This is a genomic window from Diaphorobacter sp. ED-3 (assembly GCF_027625375.1).
In the GTDB taxonomy this organism is placed as follows: domain Bacteria; phylum Pseudomonadota; class Gammaproteobacteria; order Burkholderiales; family Burkholderiaceae_C; genus Diaphorobacter; species Diaphorobacter nitroreducens.
The window spans coordinates 1569231-1583825 of the sequence record NZ_CP115182.1 but is presented as its reverse complement, the minus strand read 5'-3'; the positions used below and the strand labels follow the sequence as shown (position 1 = coordinate 1583825).

General features: G+C 59.0%; 18 protein-coding genes and 1 tRNA gene. 10 read left to right on the top strand and 9 right to left on the bottom strand.

Annotation, left to right across the window (positions count from 1 at the left end; genetic code table 11):
- Positions 1-18 precede the first annotated feature (18 nt).
- Positions 19-540 carry a class I SAM-dependent methyltransferase gene (locus PCQ86_RS07785; protein WP_270175157.1) on the top strand — a complete coding sequence of 174 codons (522 nt, stop codon included), beginning with the start codon at positions 19-21 and terminating at the stop codon, positions 538-540.
- Entirely contained in the window at positions 537-821 is a 285-nt protein-coding gene (locus PCQ86_RS07780) for a helix-turn-helix domain-containing protein (protein ID WP_270175156.1), read from the top strand. The genes PCQ86_RS07785 and PCQ86_RS07780 overlap by 4 nt, the downstream gene beginning before the upstream one ends.
- Here the strand turns inward: PCQ86_RS07780 and PCQ86_RS07775 are convergent.
- From PCQ86_RS07775 to PCQ86_RS07750, 6 genes are all read right to left on the bottom strand, one after another.
- Positions 742-1782, bottom strand: a complete 1041-nt coding sequence (locus PCQ86_RS07775) for a site-specific integrase (RefSeq protein ID WP_270175155.1) — start codon at positions 1780-1782, stop codon at positions 742-744. The two genes, PCQ86_RS07780 and PCQ86_RS07775, sit on opposite strands and share 80 nt — an antisense overlap.
- Before the next feature lie 269 nt (positions 1783-2051).
- A tRNA-Val gene (locus PCQ86_RS07770) sits at positions 2052-2127 on the bottom strand.
- 14 nt (positions 2128-2141) lie between these two features.
- Positions 2142-2414 (bottom strand): HU family DNA-binding protein, encoded by a 273-nt coding sequence (locus PCQ86_RS07765; RefSeq protein ID WP_011805814.1) that lies wholly within the window; start codon positions 2412-2414, stop codon positions 2142-2144.
- 406 nt (positions 2415-2820) lie between these two features.
- Positions 2821-3387 carry a CDP-diacylglycerol--glycerol-3-phosphate 3-phosphatidyltransferase gene (pgsA, locus tag PCQ86_RS07760; protein ID WP_041836028.1) on the bottom strand — a complete coding sequence of 189 codons (567 nt, stop codon included), beginning with the start codon at positions 3385-3387 and terminating at the stop codon, positions 2821-2823.
- Between the two features lie 48 nt (positions 3388-3435).
- On the bottom strand, positions 3436-5409 hold the full coding sequence (uvrC, locus tag PCQ86_RS07755; protein ID WP_270175154.1) for an excinuclease ABC subunit UvrC: 1974 nt from the start codon (positions 5407-5409) through the stop codon (positions 3436-3438).
- A gap of 100 nt (positions 5410-5509) precedes the next feature.
- A complete protein-coding gene (locus PCQ86_RS07750) occupies positions 5510-6130 on the bottom strand; it encodes a DUF6806 family protein (RefSeq protein ID WP_041836029.1) in 621 nt (206 codons plus the stop codon).
- A gap of 248 nt (positions 6131-6378) precedes the next feature.
- On the opposite strand from PCQ86_RS07750, the gene PCQ86_RS07745 reads away from it, so the two are divergent.
- From PCQ86_RS07745 to PCQ86_RS07715, 7 genes are all read left to right on the top strand, one after another.
- Positions 6379-7581: a tyrosine-type recombinase/integrase gene (locus PCQ86_RS07745; RefSeq protein WP_011805818.1), complete on the top strand. Its 1203-nt coding sequence runs from the start codon at positions 6379-6381 to the stop codon at positions 7579-7581.
- A 139-nt stretch (positions 7582-7720) separates the two neighbouring features.
- Positions 7721-8104, top strand: coding sequence for a type II toxin-antitoxin system RelE/ParE family toxin (locus PCQ86_RS07740; RefSeq protein ID WP_011805819.1), 384 nt, complete (start codon positions 7721-7723; stop codon positions 8102-8104).
- The gene (locus tag PCQ86_RS07735; protein WP_011805820.1) at positions 8088-8390 is read left to right on the top strand and encodes a helix-turn-helix domain-containing protein; all 303 of its coding nucleotides are present in this window, start codon (positions 8088-8090) and stop codon (positions 8388-8390) included. Before PCQ86_RS07740 ends, PCQ86_RS07735 begins: the two co-directional genes overlap by 17 nt.
- An 88-nt stretch (positions 8391-8478) precedes the next feature.
- The gene (locus PCQ86_RS07730) at positions 8479-8946 is read left to right on the top strand and encodes a TIR domain-containing protein (protein ID WP_013721787.1); all 468 of its coding nucleotides are present in this window, start codon (positions 8479-8481) and stop codon (positions 8944-8946) included.
- The gene (locus tag PCQ86_RS07725; protein ID WP_011805822.1) at positions 8946-9572 is read left to right on the top strand and encodes a hypothetical protein; all 627 of its coding nucleotides are present in this window, start codon (positions 8946-8948) and stop codon (positions 9570-9572) included. Before PCQ86_RS07730 ends, PCQ86_RS07725 begins: the two co-directional genes overlap by 1 nt.
- 3 nt (positions 9573-9575) lie before the next feature.
- A complete protein-coding gene (locus PCQ86_RS07720; protein ID WP_011805823.1) occupies positions 9576-10712 on the top strand; it encodes a nucleoside triphosphate pyrophosphohydrolase family protein in 1137 nt (378 codons plus the stop codon).
- A complete protein-coding gene (locus tag PCQ86_RS07715) occupies positions 10709-11371 on the top strand; it encodes a uracil-DNA glycosylase (RefSeq protein ID WP_011805824.1) in 663 nt (220 codons plus the stop codon). Before PCQ86_RS07720 ends, PCQ86_RS07715 begins: the two co-directional genes overlap by 4 nt.
- A 16-nt stretch (positions 11372-11387) precedes the next feature.
- On the opposite strand, the gene PCQ86_RS07710 is transcribed toward PCQ86_RS07715, so the two are convergent.
- The 3 genes from PCQ86_RS07710 to PCQ86_RS07700 are packed head-to-tail and all read right to left on the bottom strand — an operon-like array spanning position 11388 to position 13648.
- Positions 11388-11873 carry a TIR domain-containing protein gene (locus tag PCQ86_RS07710; RefSeq protein ID WP_011805825.1) on the bottom strand — a complete coding sequence of 162 codons (486 nt, stop codon included), beginning with the start codon at positions 11871-11873 and terminating at the stop codon, positions 11388-11390.
- A gap of 41 nt (positions 11874-11914) precedes the next feature.
- Positions 11915-12502: an SLOG domain-containing protein gene (locus PCQ86_RS07705; RefSeq protein ID WP_013721786.1), complete on the bottom strand. Its 588-nt coding sequence runs from the start codon at positions 12500-12502 to the stop codon at positions 11915-11917.
- 3 nt (positions 12503-12505) lie between these two features.
- Positions 12506-13648, bottom strand: coding sequence for a toll/interleukin-1 receptor domain-containing protein (locus PCQ86_RS07700; RefSeq protein WP_011805827.1), 1143 nt, complete (start codon positions 13646-13648; stop codon positions 12506-12508).
- 412 nt (positions 13649-14060) lie between these two features.
- Here PCQ86_RS07700 and radC point away from each other — a divergent pair, with 412 nt between their 5' ends.
- Entirely contained in the window at positions 14061-14567 is a 507-nt protein-coding gene (gene radC / locus PCQ86_RS07695; protein ID WP_011805828.1) for a RadC family protein, read from the top strand.
- The last annotated feature ends 28 nt before the right edge of the window (positions 14568-14595 follow it).

Here is a 14595-nt window from a genome sequence, read left to right as displayed (position 1 = left end):
GCCGGACAGGACAACTCCATGAACACAACGAATCCCAGCGTCCTCGACCCATGCTGCGGCAGCCGCATGATGTGGCTGGACAAAGCCGACCCTCGCGCGATCTTCGGCGACCGGCGCCGTGAAGTGCTCACCGTCACCGACCGCTCCCACCGTGAAGACGGAACGCGCACCCTTCGCGTTGAACCGGACACCCTGCTGGACTTCCGCGCGCTTCCATACCCAACCGACAGCTTTAAGCTGATCGCCTTCGATCCGCCTCATGTCGTCCGCGCCGGCCCGCGCTCGTGGCTGGCCGCCAAATACGGCAAGCTGGGCCAGGATTGGCGCGAGGATCTGCGGCAGGGGTTTTCCGAATGCTTCCGGGTGCTGGAGCCAGGGGGCGTGCTGGTGTTCAAGTGGAACGAAACCCAGGTGAAGCTTGCCGAGGTTCTGGAGCTCACGCCAGAGAAACCGCTGTTCGGCCAGGTCAGCGGGCGCCGCGGCATGACCCACTGGCTTGTCTTCATGAAGCCTGTGGCGCAGGAAGGCAGCCCAGCATGACCAGTCCCACCATGGACCTCCAGGAAGCCGCGAACACCCTCAAGGTGCATCCGCACACGCTGGAGAAAATGATCCGCGCCGGCGACATCCCAGCCGGCAAGCTCGGCCGCAGCTACCTGCTGCTGACCAGGGATGTGCTGGCCTATGCTGAAAAAATCATCCTGAAGCAGACGGCCGACCGCCTGAACCAGCGCAGGCCAGCTACCAAAGCTGCGCGGAGAGGTCCGAGCCGCGCAGGTTTGCGTAGCGCATCAGCATCCGGTGGCTTTTGTGCCCTGTGATTTTCATGATCTGCGTCTCGGAGAGCGTTGTTCGATCAAACAGGCGGCTGGTGGCCTCGTGCCGGCAGTCGTGAAACTTCAAGTCCACCGCGCCAGCCTGCGCAAAAATGTCGATGAACAGTTTGCTCAGGTAGTCGCTGGTGGCGTCCATATCCCCCGCTTCCCCGCTCCACCAGGGGAACACCCGCGTGGCCGGCGCAGGCGCAGCGCCGTGCTCCACCTTCATGAACGTCTGCAACTCGGCCAGCGCCACCGATGACAGCGGCACCTGCCGCTTGTCCCCGTTCTTGGTCTTTTCCAGGAACACCGTGCGCCTGGCCATGTCCACCTGCGCCACCGTCAGCGTGAACATCTCGCGCAGGCGCATGGCCGACTCCACGGCCAGGACGAACAGGCATTTCAGCGCCATCTTGTGCTCCAGCACCAGGGGCCGCTGCTTTCGTGCCAACACCCCCCCATCAATCACGGCCAGAATGGCCTCGTACTCACCCGGCTCCAGCCTGCGATCCCGCTCCACGTCCTCGCGCTTCACGCCCGCCATGGCCTCGTCAGCCTTCGTGTACTGCGCATAGCCATCGGGCAGCGTGCGCAGTGGATGGTCAGGCATCACCAAAAAGCCCTTTCGCATCCCCCAGTCGCAACACCGGGCCAGCGCGCCCACTTTCGCGCGAATGGTGGCGGGCGCCAGCTTCTCCAGGCGCTTCATGGCCGAGATCCAGTCATCCACCCAGTTCGCGGTGATGGCCGTCAGCGGCGTGGCGCCCAGCGGGTCCAGCAGAGTGCCGAGCGCGCCGCGGTCCTTCTTGGAAGGATGGGCCTCACGCTCGTACTGGTTCACCAGCTGCTGGATGTTCAGGGGCCGCTCATTCGCGCGCAGCTCTGTTGGAACGATGCCACGGTCAAGCAGCGCATCCAGGCGCTTGGCGAAGGCATCCCCTTCCGCCTCATCGGCGAAGGTCATGTAGATGGGCTTATCCAGCACCCCCGCGCGCTTGAAAACATACTCCCAGCCGGAATCACGCTTTCGCTTGCCTGCCATAGGCGCCCCCGTTTCGTACCGTTTAAGGCAACGATTCTATGCCGTTAACGGTAATAGGCCGGTTGGCAAACGCCGCTTTGTGGTTGGCACAGGCGTCTTGTGGCGTCCTATCGAGTTGGCAGCGCGGGCAAAGAAAAAGGGCCTGGATTTCTCCAAGCCCTTGATTTCATTAGCTTTTTTGTGGGGGATAGTGGTGGGTGCTAACGGGGTCGAACCGCTGACCTACGCCTTGTAAGGGCGCCGCTCTACCAACTGAGCTAAGCACCCCCCATATTTCACAATCAGTTCAAAGCATCTTTCAGTGCTTTGCCTGGACGGAACTTTGGAACTTTAGCAGCCTTGATTTTAATCGTAGCGCCCGTGCGGGGATTACGACCAGTGCGCGCAGCGCGCTTGCCGACGGCGAATGTGCCGAAACCGACGAGCGACACCGTGCCGCCCTTCTTGAGAGTCTTCTTAACCGCTTCGATCGTGGACTCCAGTGCGCGCGCAGCTGCAGCCTTGGAGATATCAGCGTTGTTGGCGATGTGCTCAATCAATTCGGTTTTATTCACAAGAAGCCTCTCGGGAAAAGAGTGGATGAATGTCTTTATGCAAATCTGGCCTCCGCGCCCCCTGCAACGGAAGCGGTCCGAAAGGCAGAGGCGGAGGGAACTGAAGCAGCGTCAGAAATTGCTGTGTCAGATTAAAGCCATCGCACTGTAGGGTGTCAATAAGACGTACCGCGTGGGCGACAGCATGGGAGCGAATTCTAGTCGTATTTGATCCCCGTCCCGGATTCGAGCACCGCTTTTGTTTCGACCTTGCGCGCTAGGCGCATTCCGTATTGACAAGCACTTTCGCCCTGCGGTGCCGAGTTGCCGCCACCAGCCGTCTCCATGTGGGCGCGGATTGCCTTGCTATGTCATATATAGCAATGAACCCTTTTGACACAAGGCTCTCCCAGCAGTAGCAAGAAACTTAACGGACTCTCGCTCGAATTTCTGGCAGTGCTTTTTGCAGGTAATAAACCATGGACCACACCGTCAGCACTGCGGCGCCCCAGATCAGCCAGGTACCCCACACACCCGTGTCAATGACGCCAAACAACTGCCCGTCATACAACAGGAAAGGAATGGCAATCATCTGCACCGTGGTCTTGAGCTTGCCGATCATGTGCACGGCCACACTCTTGCTCGCCCCGATCTGCGCCATCCATTCCCGCAAGGCACTGATAGCGATTTCGCGGCCGATGATGATGAGTGCCACGAACACATCGGCACGTTGCATATGCACGAGTACCAATAGCGACGCACATACCAAGAACTTGTCAGCCACGGGATCCAGAAACGCCCCGAACGCGGAGGTCTGGTTGAGCTTGCGTGCAAGAAACCCATCGAGCCAATCGGTGGCCGCAAAAACGATGAACATCACCGTGGCGATGAGGTTGCGCATCGCAGGGTCCAGCGGCGCATAGAACACTCCCACGATCAAGGGTATCGCGACAATGCGCGTCCAAGTCATGATGGTGGGAATAGTGAAAAACATGGGTGCCAATTGTGGCACGCGCGGCAATGCCCCGGGCCGTCAACCGGGTCAGCGCAGCGCGCGATAGATCTCTTCTGCCAAGTCGTGAGATATGCCCTCGACCGTGGCGAGGTCGTCCACGCTGGCATCTGCCACGCCGCGCACGCCGCCAAAGCGCTGAAGCAGCCTTGCCCGTTTTTTAGGCCCCACACCGGGTATATCTTCCAATCGGCTGCCGCCTACGCGTACTTTTGCACGAGCGGCGCGCATTCCGGTGATGGCGAAGCGGTGGGCCTCGTCACGGATCTGCGCCACGAGCATCAGCGCAGCCGAGTCTCGCCCCAGATAGACTTTGTCGCGTCCATCCGCAAAGACCAGTTCTTCCAGCCCCACCTTGCGGCCCTCCCCCTTTTCGACACCAACGATGCGTGAGATATCCAGGCCCAGTTCCTGGAACACATCGCGCGCCATGCTTACTTGCCCCTTGCCACCGTCCACCAGCACCAGGTCCGGCAAGCGCGGGGCATTTGTCACCTCCGCTCCCCCTGCCTCAAGCTGTGCTTCGGCAACCTTGCTGTAGCGACGCATGAGTACCTGACGCATAGCTGCATAGTCATCGCCCGGGGTAATGCCCTCGATTTTGAAACGGCGGTACTCGCCACTTTGCATTTTGTGGTGATGAAAAACCACGCAGGAAGCCTGGGTCGCCTCCCCTGCAGTGTGCGAAATGTCGAAACACTCGATGGTGAGGTCATCCAAGCTCTCTGCCTCCAGATCCAGCGCTTCCGCCAGGGCACGCGTGCGCGCCCGCTGGGAACCCTCCTCCGCCAGCAACCGTGCCAACTGAATCTGTGCGTTCTGCTCCGCCATTTCCAGCCAGATTCGCCGTTGTTCGCGCGGCTGGTGGACGACTGACGCTCGCACCCCCGTCTGCTGTGCCAGCAACCAAACCAATGCGGGGTCGACTGGCTCGCTCGTAATCAGTGTCGGTGGCAAGGGTACCCCCAGGTAGTGCTGCGCAATGAACGCAGCAAGGATCTGCGCCGGCACCGACTGCTCGAGTCCGCCAGCCTCCTCTACCATTAGGTTATCCGGGGCATCCTCGCGCGTTTCCACTTGGAAGACAACTGTCGCTTCCTCTACGTGAACCGGAAAGTAAGGCCTGTCGCCAAGGTGCCGGCCACCGCGCACCATCGCCAGGTTGACGCAGGCACGGCCGCCAGCCACTTTAACGGCGAGTATGTCCACGTCCTTGTCCGATGCCGTCTCCACCGCTTGTTGGTGCAACACACGTGCGAGTGCCGTGATCTGGTTGCGGACCTCGGCCGCCTGTTCAAACTCCAGCTTCTCGGCGTACGCGAGCATGCGCTGTTCCAGCGTTTGAAGCAGTTCCTGGGTTTCACCCAGCAGCAGCGCCTCCGCACTGCGGACATCTGCGGCATAGGCCGTTGGGGAAATCAAACCCACACACGGAGCGGAGCAGCGTTTGATCTGGTACAGCAAGCAGGGACGCGTGCGATTCGCAAACACCGTATCTTCACAAGTACGCAACCGAAAAACCTTCTGCAGTAGCTGAATGCTTTCTTTGACGGCCCATGCGCCAGGGTAAGGACCGAAGTATCGGTGACGTTTATCCACTGCCCCCCGGTAATACGCCATGCGCGGGTAGCACTGTCCCGGAGCATCCCCCGTACCGTCCTTTGCCGAGACACCGGTGATCTTGAGATAAGGGTAGCTTTTGTCGTCCCGAAAAAGAATGTTGTACTTCGGGCCCAGGGACTTGATGAGATTGTTTTCCAGCAGGAGCGCCTCGGCCTCGGAGCGCACCACCGTCGTTTCCAGCCGCGCAATTCTGCCCACCATATGGCCAATGCGCGTGCCTCCGTGCTGCTTGCTGAAGTAGCTGCTGACCCGCTTTTTCAGGTTGCGCGCCTTGCCGACATATAGCAAGACATTCTGTGCATCGAAGTAGCGGTACACCCCGGGCAAAGGTGGCAGCGCCGCCACCTGTGCCAGAAGCTCATCCGAATAGGTTGTGGTCATGACGCTATTGTGGGCACGCGTCGAAAGCCTCTTCTATACCGTGCGAGGGGAGCACTGCAACTCACGCCATGGTGCTCGACACAGAGATTTGTCGAGCACGTTAGTGAAGGTGACGCGGCCGGCGTCCGCCGCCATGCCCGCTGCCACCCAGACCTCGTGGCGGTTTACCAATTTCAAGCGAACTCACCAGCGCATCAAAACGTTGAGAGAAGAGCTTGTCAATCTCTGAGACAACGCCACCGAGCTCCGAGCCGTCGAAGTGCCGCTCCATCAGATTGACCACGTCTTGCACAAGAAGGTCACGTTGTACTTGCATGATGGCGGCGGGAGTGGGGCCCACAAACAGCATCACGAAATCATCACGCGCCTCTTCGTCCTCGGGTGCCTCATCCTCATCGAACTCGGCATCATAGAACGTCACCTCGATGGCTGCGCCCTGCTCAGCCAATTCATTGAGACTCATGCACATTTCATCCAGAGACTGGCGGAAGTCTTCGTCGCCACGCACTGTCCAGCACATCTGCAGGATGTGCTCCTTGGCATCGAACTGTATGCCCGGCTCCTCCTCATAGGCGCTCGAAGCTCCATCCGCGAGAGAACGCGCACCAGCGTACTTCCACAATGGCTTGAGTGCTTCCTGAAGCTGACTGAAGTCCACATCAGCACGCAATTGCACTTGACCATGGACGTGGATTTCAAAGGGAGCGTTGTAATGTGACATAGCGAATCCAGATGGTGCCCCGAGCCGGGGTCGAACCGGCACGCCCCTTCTCAGGAAGCGGCGGATTTTAAGCCAGAGCATGGCATCCGCACCGGGCTAACGATGGACTTGGATGAGGCTTGCTGTAGCAGGTTTTCCCCGAGGCCAGTGCCTTCGATCATATCCCGGTGCGCGATGCAAACCGCCCCGGTTCCCCTCCGCCTGGCTCCTAGCCGGCCCCTGGAATCGGGGCCTTTCAGGAGCACCTCATGGCGAAGATCAAACTCACCAAGTCCGTCGTTGACACGGCGCAGGCGCAAACCTGCGATGTGGAACTCCGGGATACGCTCGTTCCGGGCTTCTTGTGCAAGATAACACCAACGGGCCGCAAGGTCTTCATGGTTCAGTACCGCACGAACTCCGGCGTGCGGCGCAAGCCGGCACTCGGCCAGTTCGGCGAGCTGACGGTCGAACAGGCCCGGTCGCTGGCCCAAGACTGGCTGGCCGAAGTCCGGCGCGGGGGCGATCCCGGACTCGACAAGGCCGAAGCCCGCAAGGCGCCGACGGTCAAGGAACTGTGCGGCCGGTTCATGGATGACCACTCCAAGCCGCACAACAAGCCCAGCACCCAGGCCAGCTACCAGTACCAGATCGACAACTTCGTCATCCCAGCCTTCGGCAGCAAGAAGGTTCACGAGGTCACGCGCCACGACATCACCGCGCTGATGAAGCGCATGGAGAGGTCCCCCACGCAGGCCAACCGCGTACTGTCGCTCGTCCGCAAGATGTTCAACCTGGCCGAACTGTGGGGCTACCGGCCCGATGGCTCCAATCCTTGCCGTCACGTACCCAAGTACCCGGAGAAAGGCTCGACCCGCCTTATCACCGACGAGCAGATGGTCAGCCTGTTCGCCTACTTGGACAAAGCCGAGGCCGAGGGCCTGGAACATCCCATCTATCTGCTGGCCGTCCGGCTGCAATTCGAGTTCGCGGCCCGCATGTCGGAGATCCTGCTGTTGCAGTGGGATTGGCTCGACTTGCCCAATGGCCGGGTTGTCTGGCCGGACAGCAAGACGGGCGATATGTCCAAGCCGTTGAGCGAGGAAGCCCGCCGGTTGCTGACGAATGCACCTCGCTACGGCAATTCGCCCTACGTATGCCCGGCCATCCTCGACCATGACAAGCCGCTCGGCCCCCATTCCTACTATCAGGCGTGGCGCCGAATCCTTGATCGCGCCGGCGTGCCGAAGGTTGGCACCCACGGCATACGCCACCGCTCAGCGACCGACATTGCCAATTCCGGCATCCCCGTCAAGGTCGGCATGGCGCTAACCGCGCACAAGACCGTGGCGATGTTCATGCGCTACGTCCACACCGAGGACGACCCGGTGCGTAAGGCAGCCGAGTTGGTAGCCAGCCGGCGCAAGTCGGTCGTCGGCACGCGGCAAGAACCCAAAGAGGTGACCGCATGATCGGTGACCAGTGCCTCGGCATGTCGGCCCTGATTGCCGTGTCGCCGTTACGCCAATCGGCTCGGCAGCCCTCCCCGCCTGTGCATCGCACTGGGGACTGGAAAAGTATGCCCGTTACGGGTATAGTTTGGAGGTCAAGATGACCCACGTCCTCAAGCGGAAGGACTTTGCACGGTGGCAGGCGGGCGAAAAGCTGCCTGATGCTGCCTTGTGCAAGGCGGTTCAAGAGATGGAAAGCGGTCTGATTGACGCGGACTTGGGCGGCTTCCTCTACAAGAAGCGGGTTGCCCGATCCGGCGGCGGCAAGAGCGGCGGCTACCGCACGCTGCTGTCGGCCCGGATCGGCAGCCGCTACGTATTCCTGCATGGGTTCCCCAAGAGCGACAAGGCGAATATCACGCAGGACGAGAAGAAGGCGCTGCAATTCGCCGGCAAGGTGTTCCTGGAACTGTCCGCCGAGGCTTTGTCGAAGGCGTTGCACTCGGGCGTGTTATTGGAGGTGCATTGTGAGCAAGATCATTGAATCCCTGCGTGGCGACCTGGCTGCGCTCCACGAAGCGGGAGCGATCGGCAAGGTGACGATGCGCGAGTTCGACGCGATCTGCCCGCCGCCGGTGCGGGAGTTCAGTGCTGCCGACATCAAACACCTGCGCGAACGGTTGAAGTTCAGCCAGCCGGTGTTCGCACTTCACCTGCACACCACCGCGTCGACCGTGCGAAAGTGGGAGCAAGGCGAAACCCATCCCACCGGGCCGGCCCTCAAGCTGCTCAACGTCATCGCCGACAAGGGTTTGCAGGCAATTATTTGATCAAGGCAAACGGGTCAGCATTTCCTGCCACAGCGGCCGAAAACACAGTTACGATCTTCAAACCATGTAAGAACAATGGAGGTGACAGGTGGCAGAGAAAAGGAACGTGTTCATCAGCCATGTCCATAAGGACGATCACGGACTCCAGAAGCTGAAGGATCTGTTAGCTCCAAAAGGGATCGAGGTCAGGGATTCCTCCATCCATACAGGGAAGTTCAACAATGCCACCGATGAGCACTACATAAAGACGCAGATCCTTGCCCCTGCCATCAACTGGGCTGGAGTGTTCATTTGCTACGTTTCGCCCCAGACCAAGAATAGCGATTGGGTGAACTGGGAAATCGAATATGCGGCCAAACAGGGCAAGCGCATTGTCGGTGTTTGGGAGCATGGCGAGAAGGAATGCGACCTTCCAGAGGCCCTGAAAGAATATGCCGACGCCTTGGTTGGGTGGAACGGCGATGCGATCATTGACGCGATCAACGGGAAGGACTCGTGGGAAAAGCCAGACGGTGGTGCCTGCGACCCGGTTCCACTCAAGCGGCATCCCTGCTGATGGCTCGCATTCACTCCTATGTGGTGCGATACGACAGTGGTTTCGCGCCCAACCCTTTCTATGGCTACTGCACGCTTGCGACCTGCAAACCCAATATCCGCCGATCCGCTGACATCGGTGATTGGGTGGTCGGCAGTGGCAGCAATGATAGAACTGTCCGACGTGGCGGGCGTCTCGTGTACGCGATGCGCGTTACCGAGGCGATGACATTCGACGAATATGGCGCAGATCCACGGTTTGAATACAAGATGCCGTACCGCAATGGGAGTCGGAAACAAAGTTGCGGGGACAACATCTACTTCAGGGCCGCGCCTGGAGCCGCTTGGCAGCAGCGAGACTCATTTCATTCCCGCCCCAATGGCACGCTCAACCCGGACCATGTTGCCCGTGATACGGGCGTCAACAGGGTCCTGATCAGTAATGATTTTGTGTACTTCGGGGGCGAGGGTCCGGAATTTCCCGAGGAACTGAAAGACCAGCAAGATCGGCCCTTATGCAAAACGGGAATAGGTCTAACCACCTTTGACGATGCGCAACTGATTGCGAACCTTGAGAAATGGATTCGCAGCTTTGACGTGAGCGGTTATCAGGGCGCTCCATTCGAATGGCTGACTCTTCGCAGGTGACCGATGAAAAAGGAAGGCTCCCTCTTGCTCTCGGATTACGCTGCGGAAATTGCAGCCACAGACGTACTCAACCCGAATGACTTCAATCCTGTCCTCCAAGGTCTATACGGAGAAGTCGGCGGAATAATGGCTACGGCCAAGAAAAGTGTTCGAGAGAGAACGGCTTACCCGGGTTTCAAGAAGGCGGCAGAAGAAGAGTTTGGCGACACCCTCTGGTATTTGGCTGCAATCTGCAGGCGCCTGCAGATTCCTCTCGAAGAGATATTCTCGGAAGCTGCGAACCACGGAAACTTCAAGAATGTGGGCGCTGCAAGTGACATCACCGAAGGTGCGTTAGCCTATATCGCTGTGCCTGTCGCCGCGACTGCTTCGTTGGATGCCACCTTGGTGCGTTTGGGGCAGTCAGCGGCAGCGCTACTTGGAAGTACGCCTGCACGCGCAGACTTGATTGCTTTCGCACGGGCTTACCTGGATGCAATTCATGCGGCCGAACTTGCGTTCTCTGAGGTGGCTCGCGGAAATCTCCGGAAAGCTCGCGGCGCGTTCTTGGAGCCGCAGGCAGAAGACCTGGCTGGCCTTGATTTCGACAGTGAGTTTGGAATTGAGGAACAGCTACCCAGGGATTTCAAAATCCGGGTCAATCAGCGAGGCAGTGGCAAGAGTTACCTCCAATGGAAGGGCGTATTCATTGGAGACCCTCTGACGGACAACATTGCCGATCGCGATGGCTACCGGTTCCATGATGTCTTCCACTTTGCTTATGCAGCAATCCTGCACTGGTCACCTGTGATGCGGGCATTGATCAAGCACAAGCGAAAGAGCAATCCGAAATACGATGAAGAGCAGGACAGTGGTCGGGCCATCGTCGTGGAAGAAGGGCTTTCAGCGTGGATTTTCTCCAGAGCCAAGGAGCTGAATTTCTTCGAGAATCAGGAAAAGGTCTCACTTGGGGTTCTCAAGACCATTGGTGAGTTCGTGAGTGGTTACGAAGTGGAGAAATGTCCGCTAAAGCTCTGGGAAAAGGCAATCCTGGATGGCTATGCTGTCTTTCGCCAGCTCAAGGAAAATCAAGGCGGCTGGATCATTGGAAACCGAGAACAACGCACCATCAAATACATGCCACTTGAGTCTGAAAAATGAAGATCCACCCGTTCGTTGATGCAGTTGCTTCTCTGCAGTTCGAAGACTGCTTCAATCCGTATTCGGATCGTTGTGAAGTTCATGATCGACGCGATGCACCACGTCGCCGTGCTGCTGCACTGTCCGCCATGTTGCGTCGTGCAACCGAGGAACCCGTAGACGCGATATGGATTGGACGAGACCTCGGATATCGCGGAGGACGCCGCACTGGATTAGCCCTGACCGACGACCTTCACATAAGCCAGCACGCTAGGCGTTGGAATCTCGACCAGGTCGCCGAACGGCCGACGATAGGCAGTGCTGTGGCCGAACGAACCGCCGCGGTCATATGGGGCATGCTGGAACATATTGATGCCCGCATCTTCCTCTGGAACGTTTTCCCTCTGCATCCGCACGAATCAGGAGATCCGTTCACCAACCGGCAGCACAACGCGCGTGAGAGGCGAGCCGGCGAAGAACTGCTCCAACAGCTCATTGTCTTGCTACGTCCCTCTCGCATCGTCGCCATCGGCAACGATGCCGCCGCTGCGGCCCATCGCATCACGGATTCCGTACCCGTGATTTGCGTGAGGCATCCTAGCTATGGAGGACAGACCCAGTTCCAGAGGCAAATCTCGGAGCTCTATGGGCGCCCCATGAGCACTGGGTCGTTGTTTTGACGAGAGGCTTGGCTTCTTAGCGCGCAGCGATCGCCGCTTCAATCCAGCCCGACAGGTTGTCACTGATGTGGTTATAGGCCGCACTGCTCGTGGCCCCTGGTGGATCGTACATGCGGACGACGGTGGATAGCTTTCTACCGTCGTTCAAGGTAAATGAGTCAAATGGATTGGCCCCGGCAACTGATGGTTGCTGGTTGTGGTCCAGCAGCTTATGGACTCGTATCCCTAAGAGTCCCTTGCCACTATTCCATGACTGCTCAATCTCATATCGAATCCAGGGGCGATTCGCCGTTTCGGCTCCGACCAGAACAATTGTGCATGTCCGTCCTTGCAGCTGATCGTCGATCCAGCGCTTGATTGCGGCCTCGCCGCCTCGCTTCACTTCTTCCCATTTGTTATCGCTTGCTGGTTGGTTGCCCTCAACAACACCAATATTCCGTATCTTGGAGGCGCGCCAACTGTCGCGTTGATAGTGGAAGCTATAGAAGATTTTCCGTGGCATGGCGAGTCCTTTGTTGGATCATGTAAATCTGCAGAGGAGACTCAACTCGCTGCACCTTGAATGTTCAATGCGAGGTGCGTGTGAAAGAGTTGCGCGAAGTCCACATCACCAAGATCCGCATCGGCGAAATAACCTTGATCTTTGGCCAAGTTCAAGGCCGCCCCGCCTGGCGACGGTACGGGCAAAACTTTGGCGGCGGGGTGGAATTGCCTGAAGAGTTCATGCTCGGCTTCCACTCCTTCCATGCCGCCGATGAAAACAGCGGCAACGAGATCATCGCGCGACAGCATTTCTTCCCGCATTAGCAGCAGGCTCGCCTCTCTGTCACCGGCAACTGCATTGGTGAATACTACATTGTGAAAACGGTCGTTTTCTTCCGGGTAACGATCCTTGAAGAACGTGCTCTGATACAGAACCACGGCCCCAGAATAATCGACACCCAAATCCTCACAAATGCTCCAGATCATAGGCGTGATAGCGGGATGGCCTCCCCACACGATCTTGTGCTGACGAATGACGGCCATGACCAGTTCCCTCACAGCGCATTGGATGAGGAATGGATTGGCGGTCTCGTGATACGAGCCGCGGCCGACAAGTGGGACACTGGCTGAAAGGAAGATTGCGCTCACGATTCAGGCCTCCCAGTCCGCAAATTGCCATCCAGCTTCGCTGGCTTTGACCCACCGCGCAGAGTGGATATGCTGGCCCAGCCAGTCCAAATGCCCCAGCCACCGGGGATGCAAGCCAACATGATCGTAAACGACGGCAACCGATTGATCTGGCGAATTGGTGGATGCGTCATGCAACGTGGTCGACGTGGGGACACCAACTGTTGGGTAGACGACGACATTCCGGCCATCCGGCAGTCGGATATAGACCGCCTTGTTCGGTCCAACGCCGACAAGTTGACCGCCAATCGTTTGAATAGCGTTGCGCAAATTGCTCACTAGATTGACGGAACGGACCGCATGGCTTTGGCTGCGAACTTCTTCGAGCTGTAGACAGATTCGCTCCACAGCGCTGTCCGCGAGGCGTCCTGTGGCCGCATCCACTTCGTCGGGCAACAATTCTGCGCGACTGGCGGTGGCTGTTCGCGCAGATGGCGTGCAGTCTGGCCAGCCAACCCGTAAGACGCTTATGCCTTTCGCCAGAGCGCGTCCGAACTCTGCGCTTGTCCAGCGGCTTTCAAAGTAGCCTGGCGTGTCAAGCATCACAAGAACGTCGGAATCGCAAAGGCGATGCCATAGCATCGTCTGAAAATCTTCCGCAGGTGGAATCCCATGCGTATCGAGAAACACATCGAATAGCCGAGCAGATAAGGCGTCAAAGAGCTGCAAGGCTGCCTCACGGGCTTCGCCCCGGCGGTAACTTACGAACACTCGACGCTGGCGAGGTAGCAACCCCGCACACTCAAGTAAAGCGGTCGCGACACGCTGTGACCCGTTGGCGGCATAGGCTAAGCAGTTGAGAGGTCGCAGTAATTCAGGAATCTCTGCGTTAACTCGATTGACGTCGGATGCTATCGGCAGTAGCGGGATGCCTCGCTCCAGCAACTTCGCCACGTTGGCGAGAGGTGGATTGTCGCCCCCGAAAAATACTGCAGCGGATGAGCGCTGTTGGTCGGGGTTAAACGCTTCCGGGCGCACCTCCCATCCAACTTCATGTCCTAGTCGCAAGTTGAACATGCCTACGGCAGTTCCGACGATTTCTTCAAGCTCAGAAATCTGGGCGTCGGTTGGCGAACCAAGCACTGCAAGTTGATAGAGGACGGCCATGCTCTTCCTTGTGATTTCAGTGTTCTCGCCTATCTGACCTTACGAAACCCAATGCGGGAATCTCCTTCAAAGATAGCCGATTTCGGGCGTCCCCGGTCGGGCCGCGCTGTCGTGCTACGCATCAAGCCCCGCTGCGCGAGTCTCGCCCCTGCGGGCTTCCATCGTTCCCTCGCGACGCTCGGCTGACGCCTCCGGCCCTGCTGGGCCTGCGCGCTCCGCTTGCCAGGGTTCGTGTATGGCATGGGGCGGTCTTGCTGTTTCCCTTCACCGTACCACGGCGTTCTCGCCGTCAAGGGCGGCGCGCGCCCTGCGCGCTTGCGTCCTCGCGGCCGTCTGCAACCCCTGACTGCTTGCGCTGCGCCGTGCTGGCGCCGGTTCCGGGCAATTCCGCCCGAGCAACCGGAGCACGATCATGTCGCAACTGACCCTCTCTCTCGATACCCCGCTGATGGTGCGCGATGGCCGTGGGCGGTATCGGCCGGCAGACGCCGACCAGATTCTGGAAGCCGCGCGCAAGGTCATCGAACAGAAGATGCAGCGTGGCGCCGAGTTCACTTCGCCGGTGGTGGTCAAGAAATACCTGCGCACCAAGCTGGCCGGCTTCGAGCACGAAGTCTTCGCGGTGTTGTTCCTCGACACGCGCCATCGGCTGATCGACTACGTGGAGATGTTCCACGGCACGATCGACTCGGCTGAGGTGCATCCGCGCGAAGTAGTGAAGCAGGCGCTGCGGCTCAACGCGGCGGCGGTCGTCGTTTCGCACAACCATCCGAGCGGAAGCCCCGAGCCAAGCGCGGCTGACCGGGCGCTGACCCAGCGGCTCAGGGAAGCGCTGGGTCTGGTGGACGTGCGCGTGCTCGATCACATCATCGTCGCTGGCAACGCAACGGCATCATTCGCCGAGCGTGGGCTGATCTAGCCCAAGGGGCTTCGTCCCCTTTTTGCTG

Coding starts and splice junctions, on each gene's coding strand:
- PCQ86_RS07710 (WP_011805825.1), bottom strand. CDS start 11,873: ATGCCACGGAAAATCTTCTATAGCTTCCACTATCAACGCGACAGTTGG.
- PCQ86_RS07750 (WP_041836029.1), bottom strand. CDS start 6,130: ATGTCACATTACAACGCTCCCTTTGAAATCCACGTCCATGGTCAAGTG.
- PCQ86_RS07745 (WP_011805818.1), top strand. CDS start 6,379: ATGGCGAAGATCAAACTCACCAAGTCCGTCGTTGACACGGCGCAGGCG.
- PCQ86_RS07700 (WP_011805827.1), bottom strand. CDS start 13,648: ATGGCCGTCCTCTATCAACTTGCAGTGCTTGGTTCGCCAACCGACGCC.
- PCQ86_RS07775 (WP_270175155.1), bottom strand. CDS start 1,782: ATGACCTTCGCCGATGAGGCGGAAGGGGATGCCTTCGCCAAGCGCCTG.
- radC (WP_011805828.1), top strand. CDS start 14,061: ATGTCGCAACTGACCCTCTCTCTCGATACCCCGCTGATGGTGCGCGAT.
- PCQ86_RS07740 (WP_011805819.1), top strand. CDS start 7,721: ATGACCCACGTCCTCAAGCGGAAGGACTTTGCACGGTGGCAGGCGGGC.
- PCQ86_RS07785 (WP_270175157.1), top strand. CDS start 19: ATGAACACAACGAATCCCAGCGTCCTCGACCCATGCTGCGGCAGCCGC.
- PCQ86_RS07780 (WP_270175156.1), top strand. CDS start 537: ATGACCAGTCCCACCATGGACCTCCAGGAAGCCGCGAACACCCTCAAG.
- uvrC (WP_270175154.1), bottom strand. CDS start 5,409: ATGACCACAACCTATTCGGATGAGCTTCTGGCACAGGTGGCGGCGCTG.
- PCQ86_RS07720 (WP_011805823.1), top strand. CDS start 9,576: ATGAAAAAGGAAGGCTCCCTCTTGCTCTCGGATTACGCTGCGGAAATT.
- pgsA (WP_041836028.1), bottom strand. CDS start 3,387: ATGTTTTTCACTATTCCCACCATCATGACTTGGACGCGCATTGTCGCG.
- PCQ86_RS07715 (WP_011805824.1), top strand. CDS start 10,709: ATGAAGATCCACCCGTTCGTTGATGCAGTTGCTTCTCTGCAGTTCGAA.
- PCQ86_RS07725 (WP_011805822.1), top strand. CDS start 8,946: ATGGCTCGCATTCACTCCTATGTGGTGCGATACGACAGTGGTTTCGCG.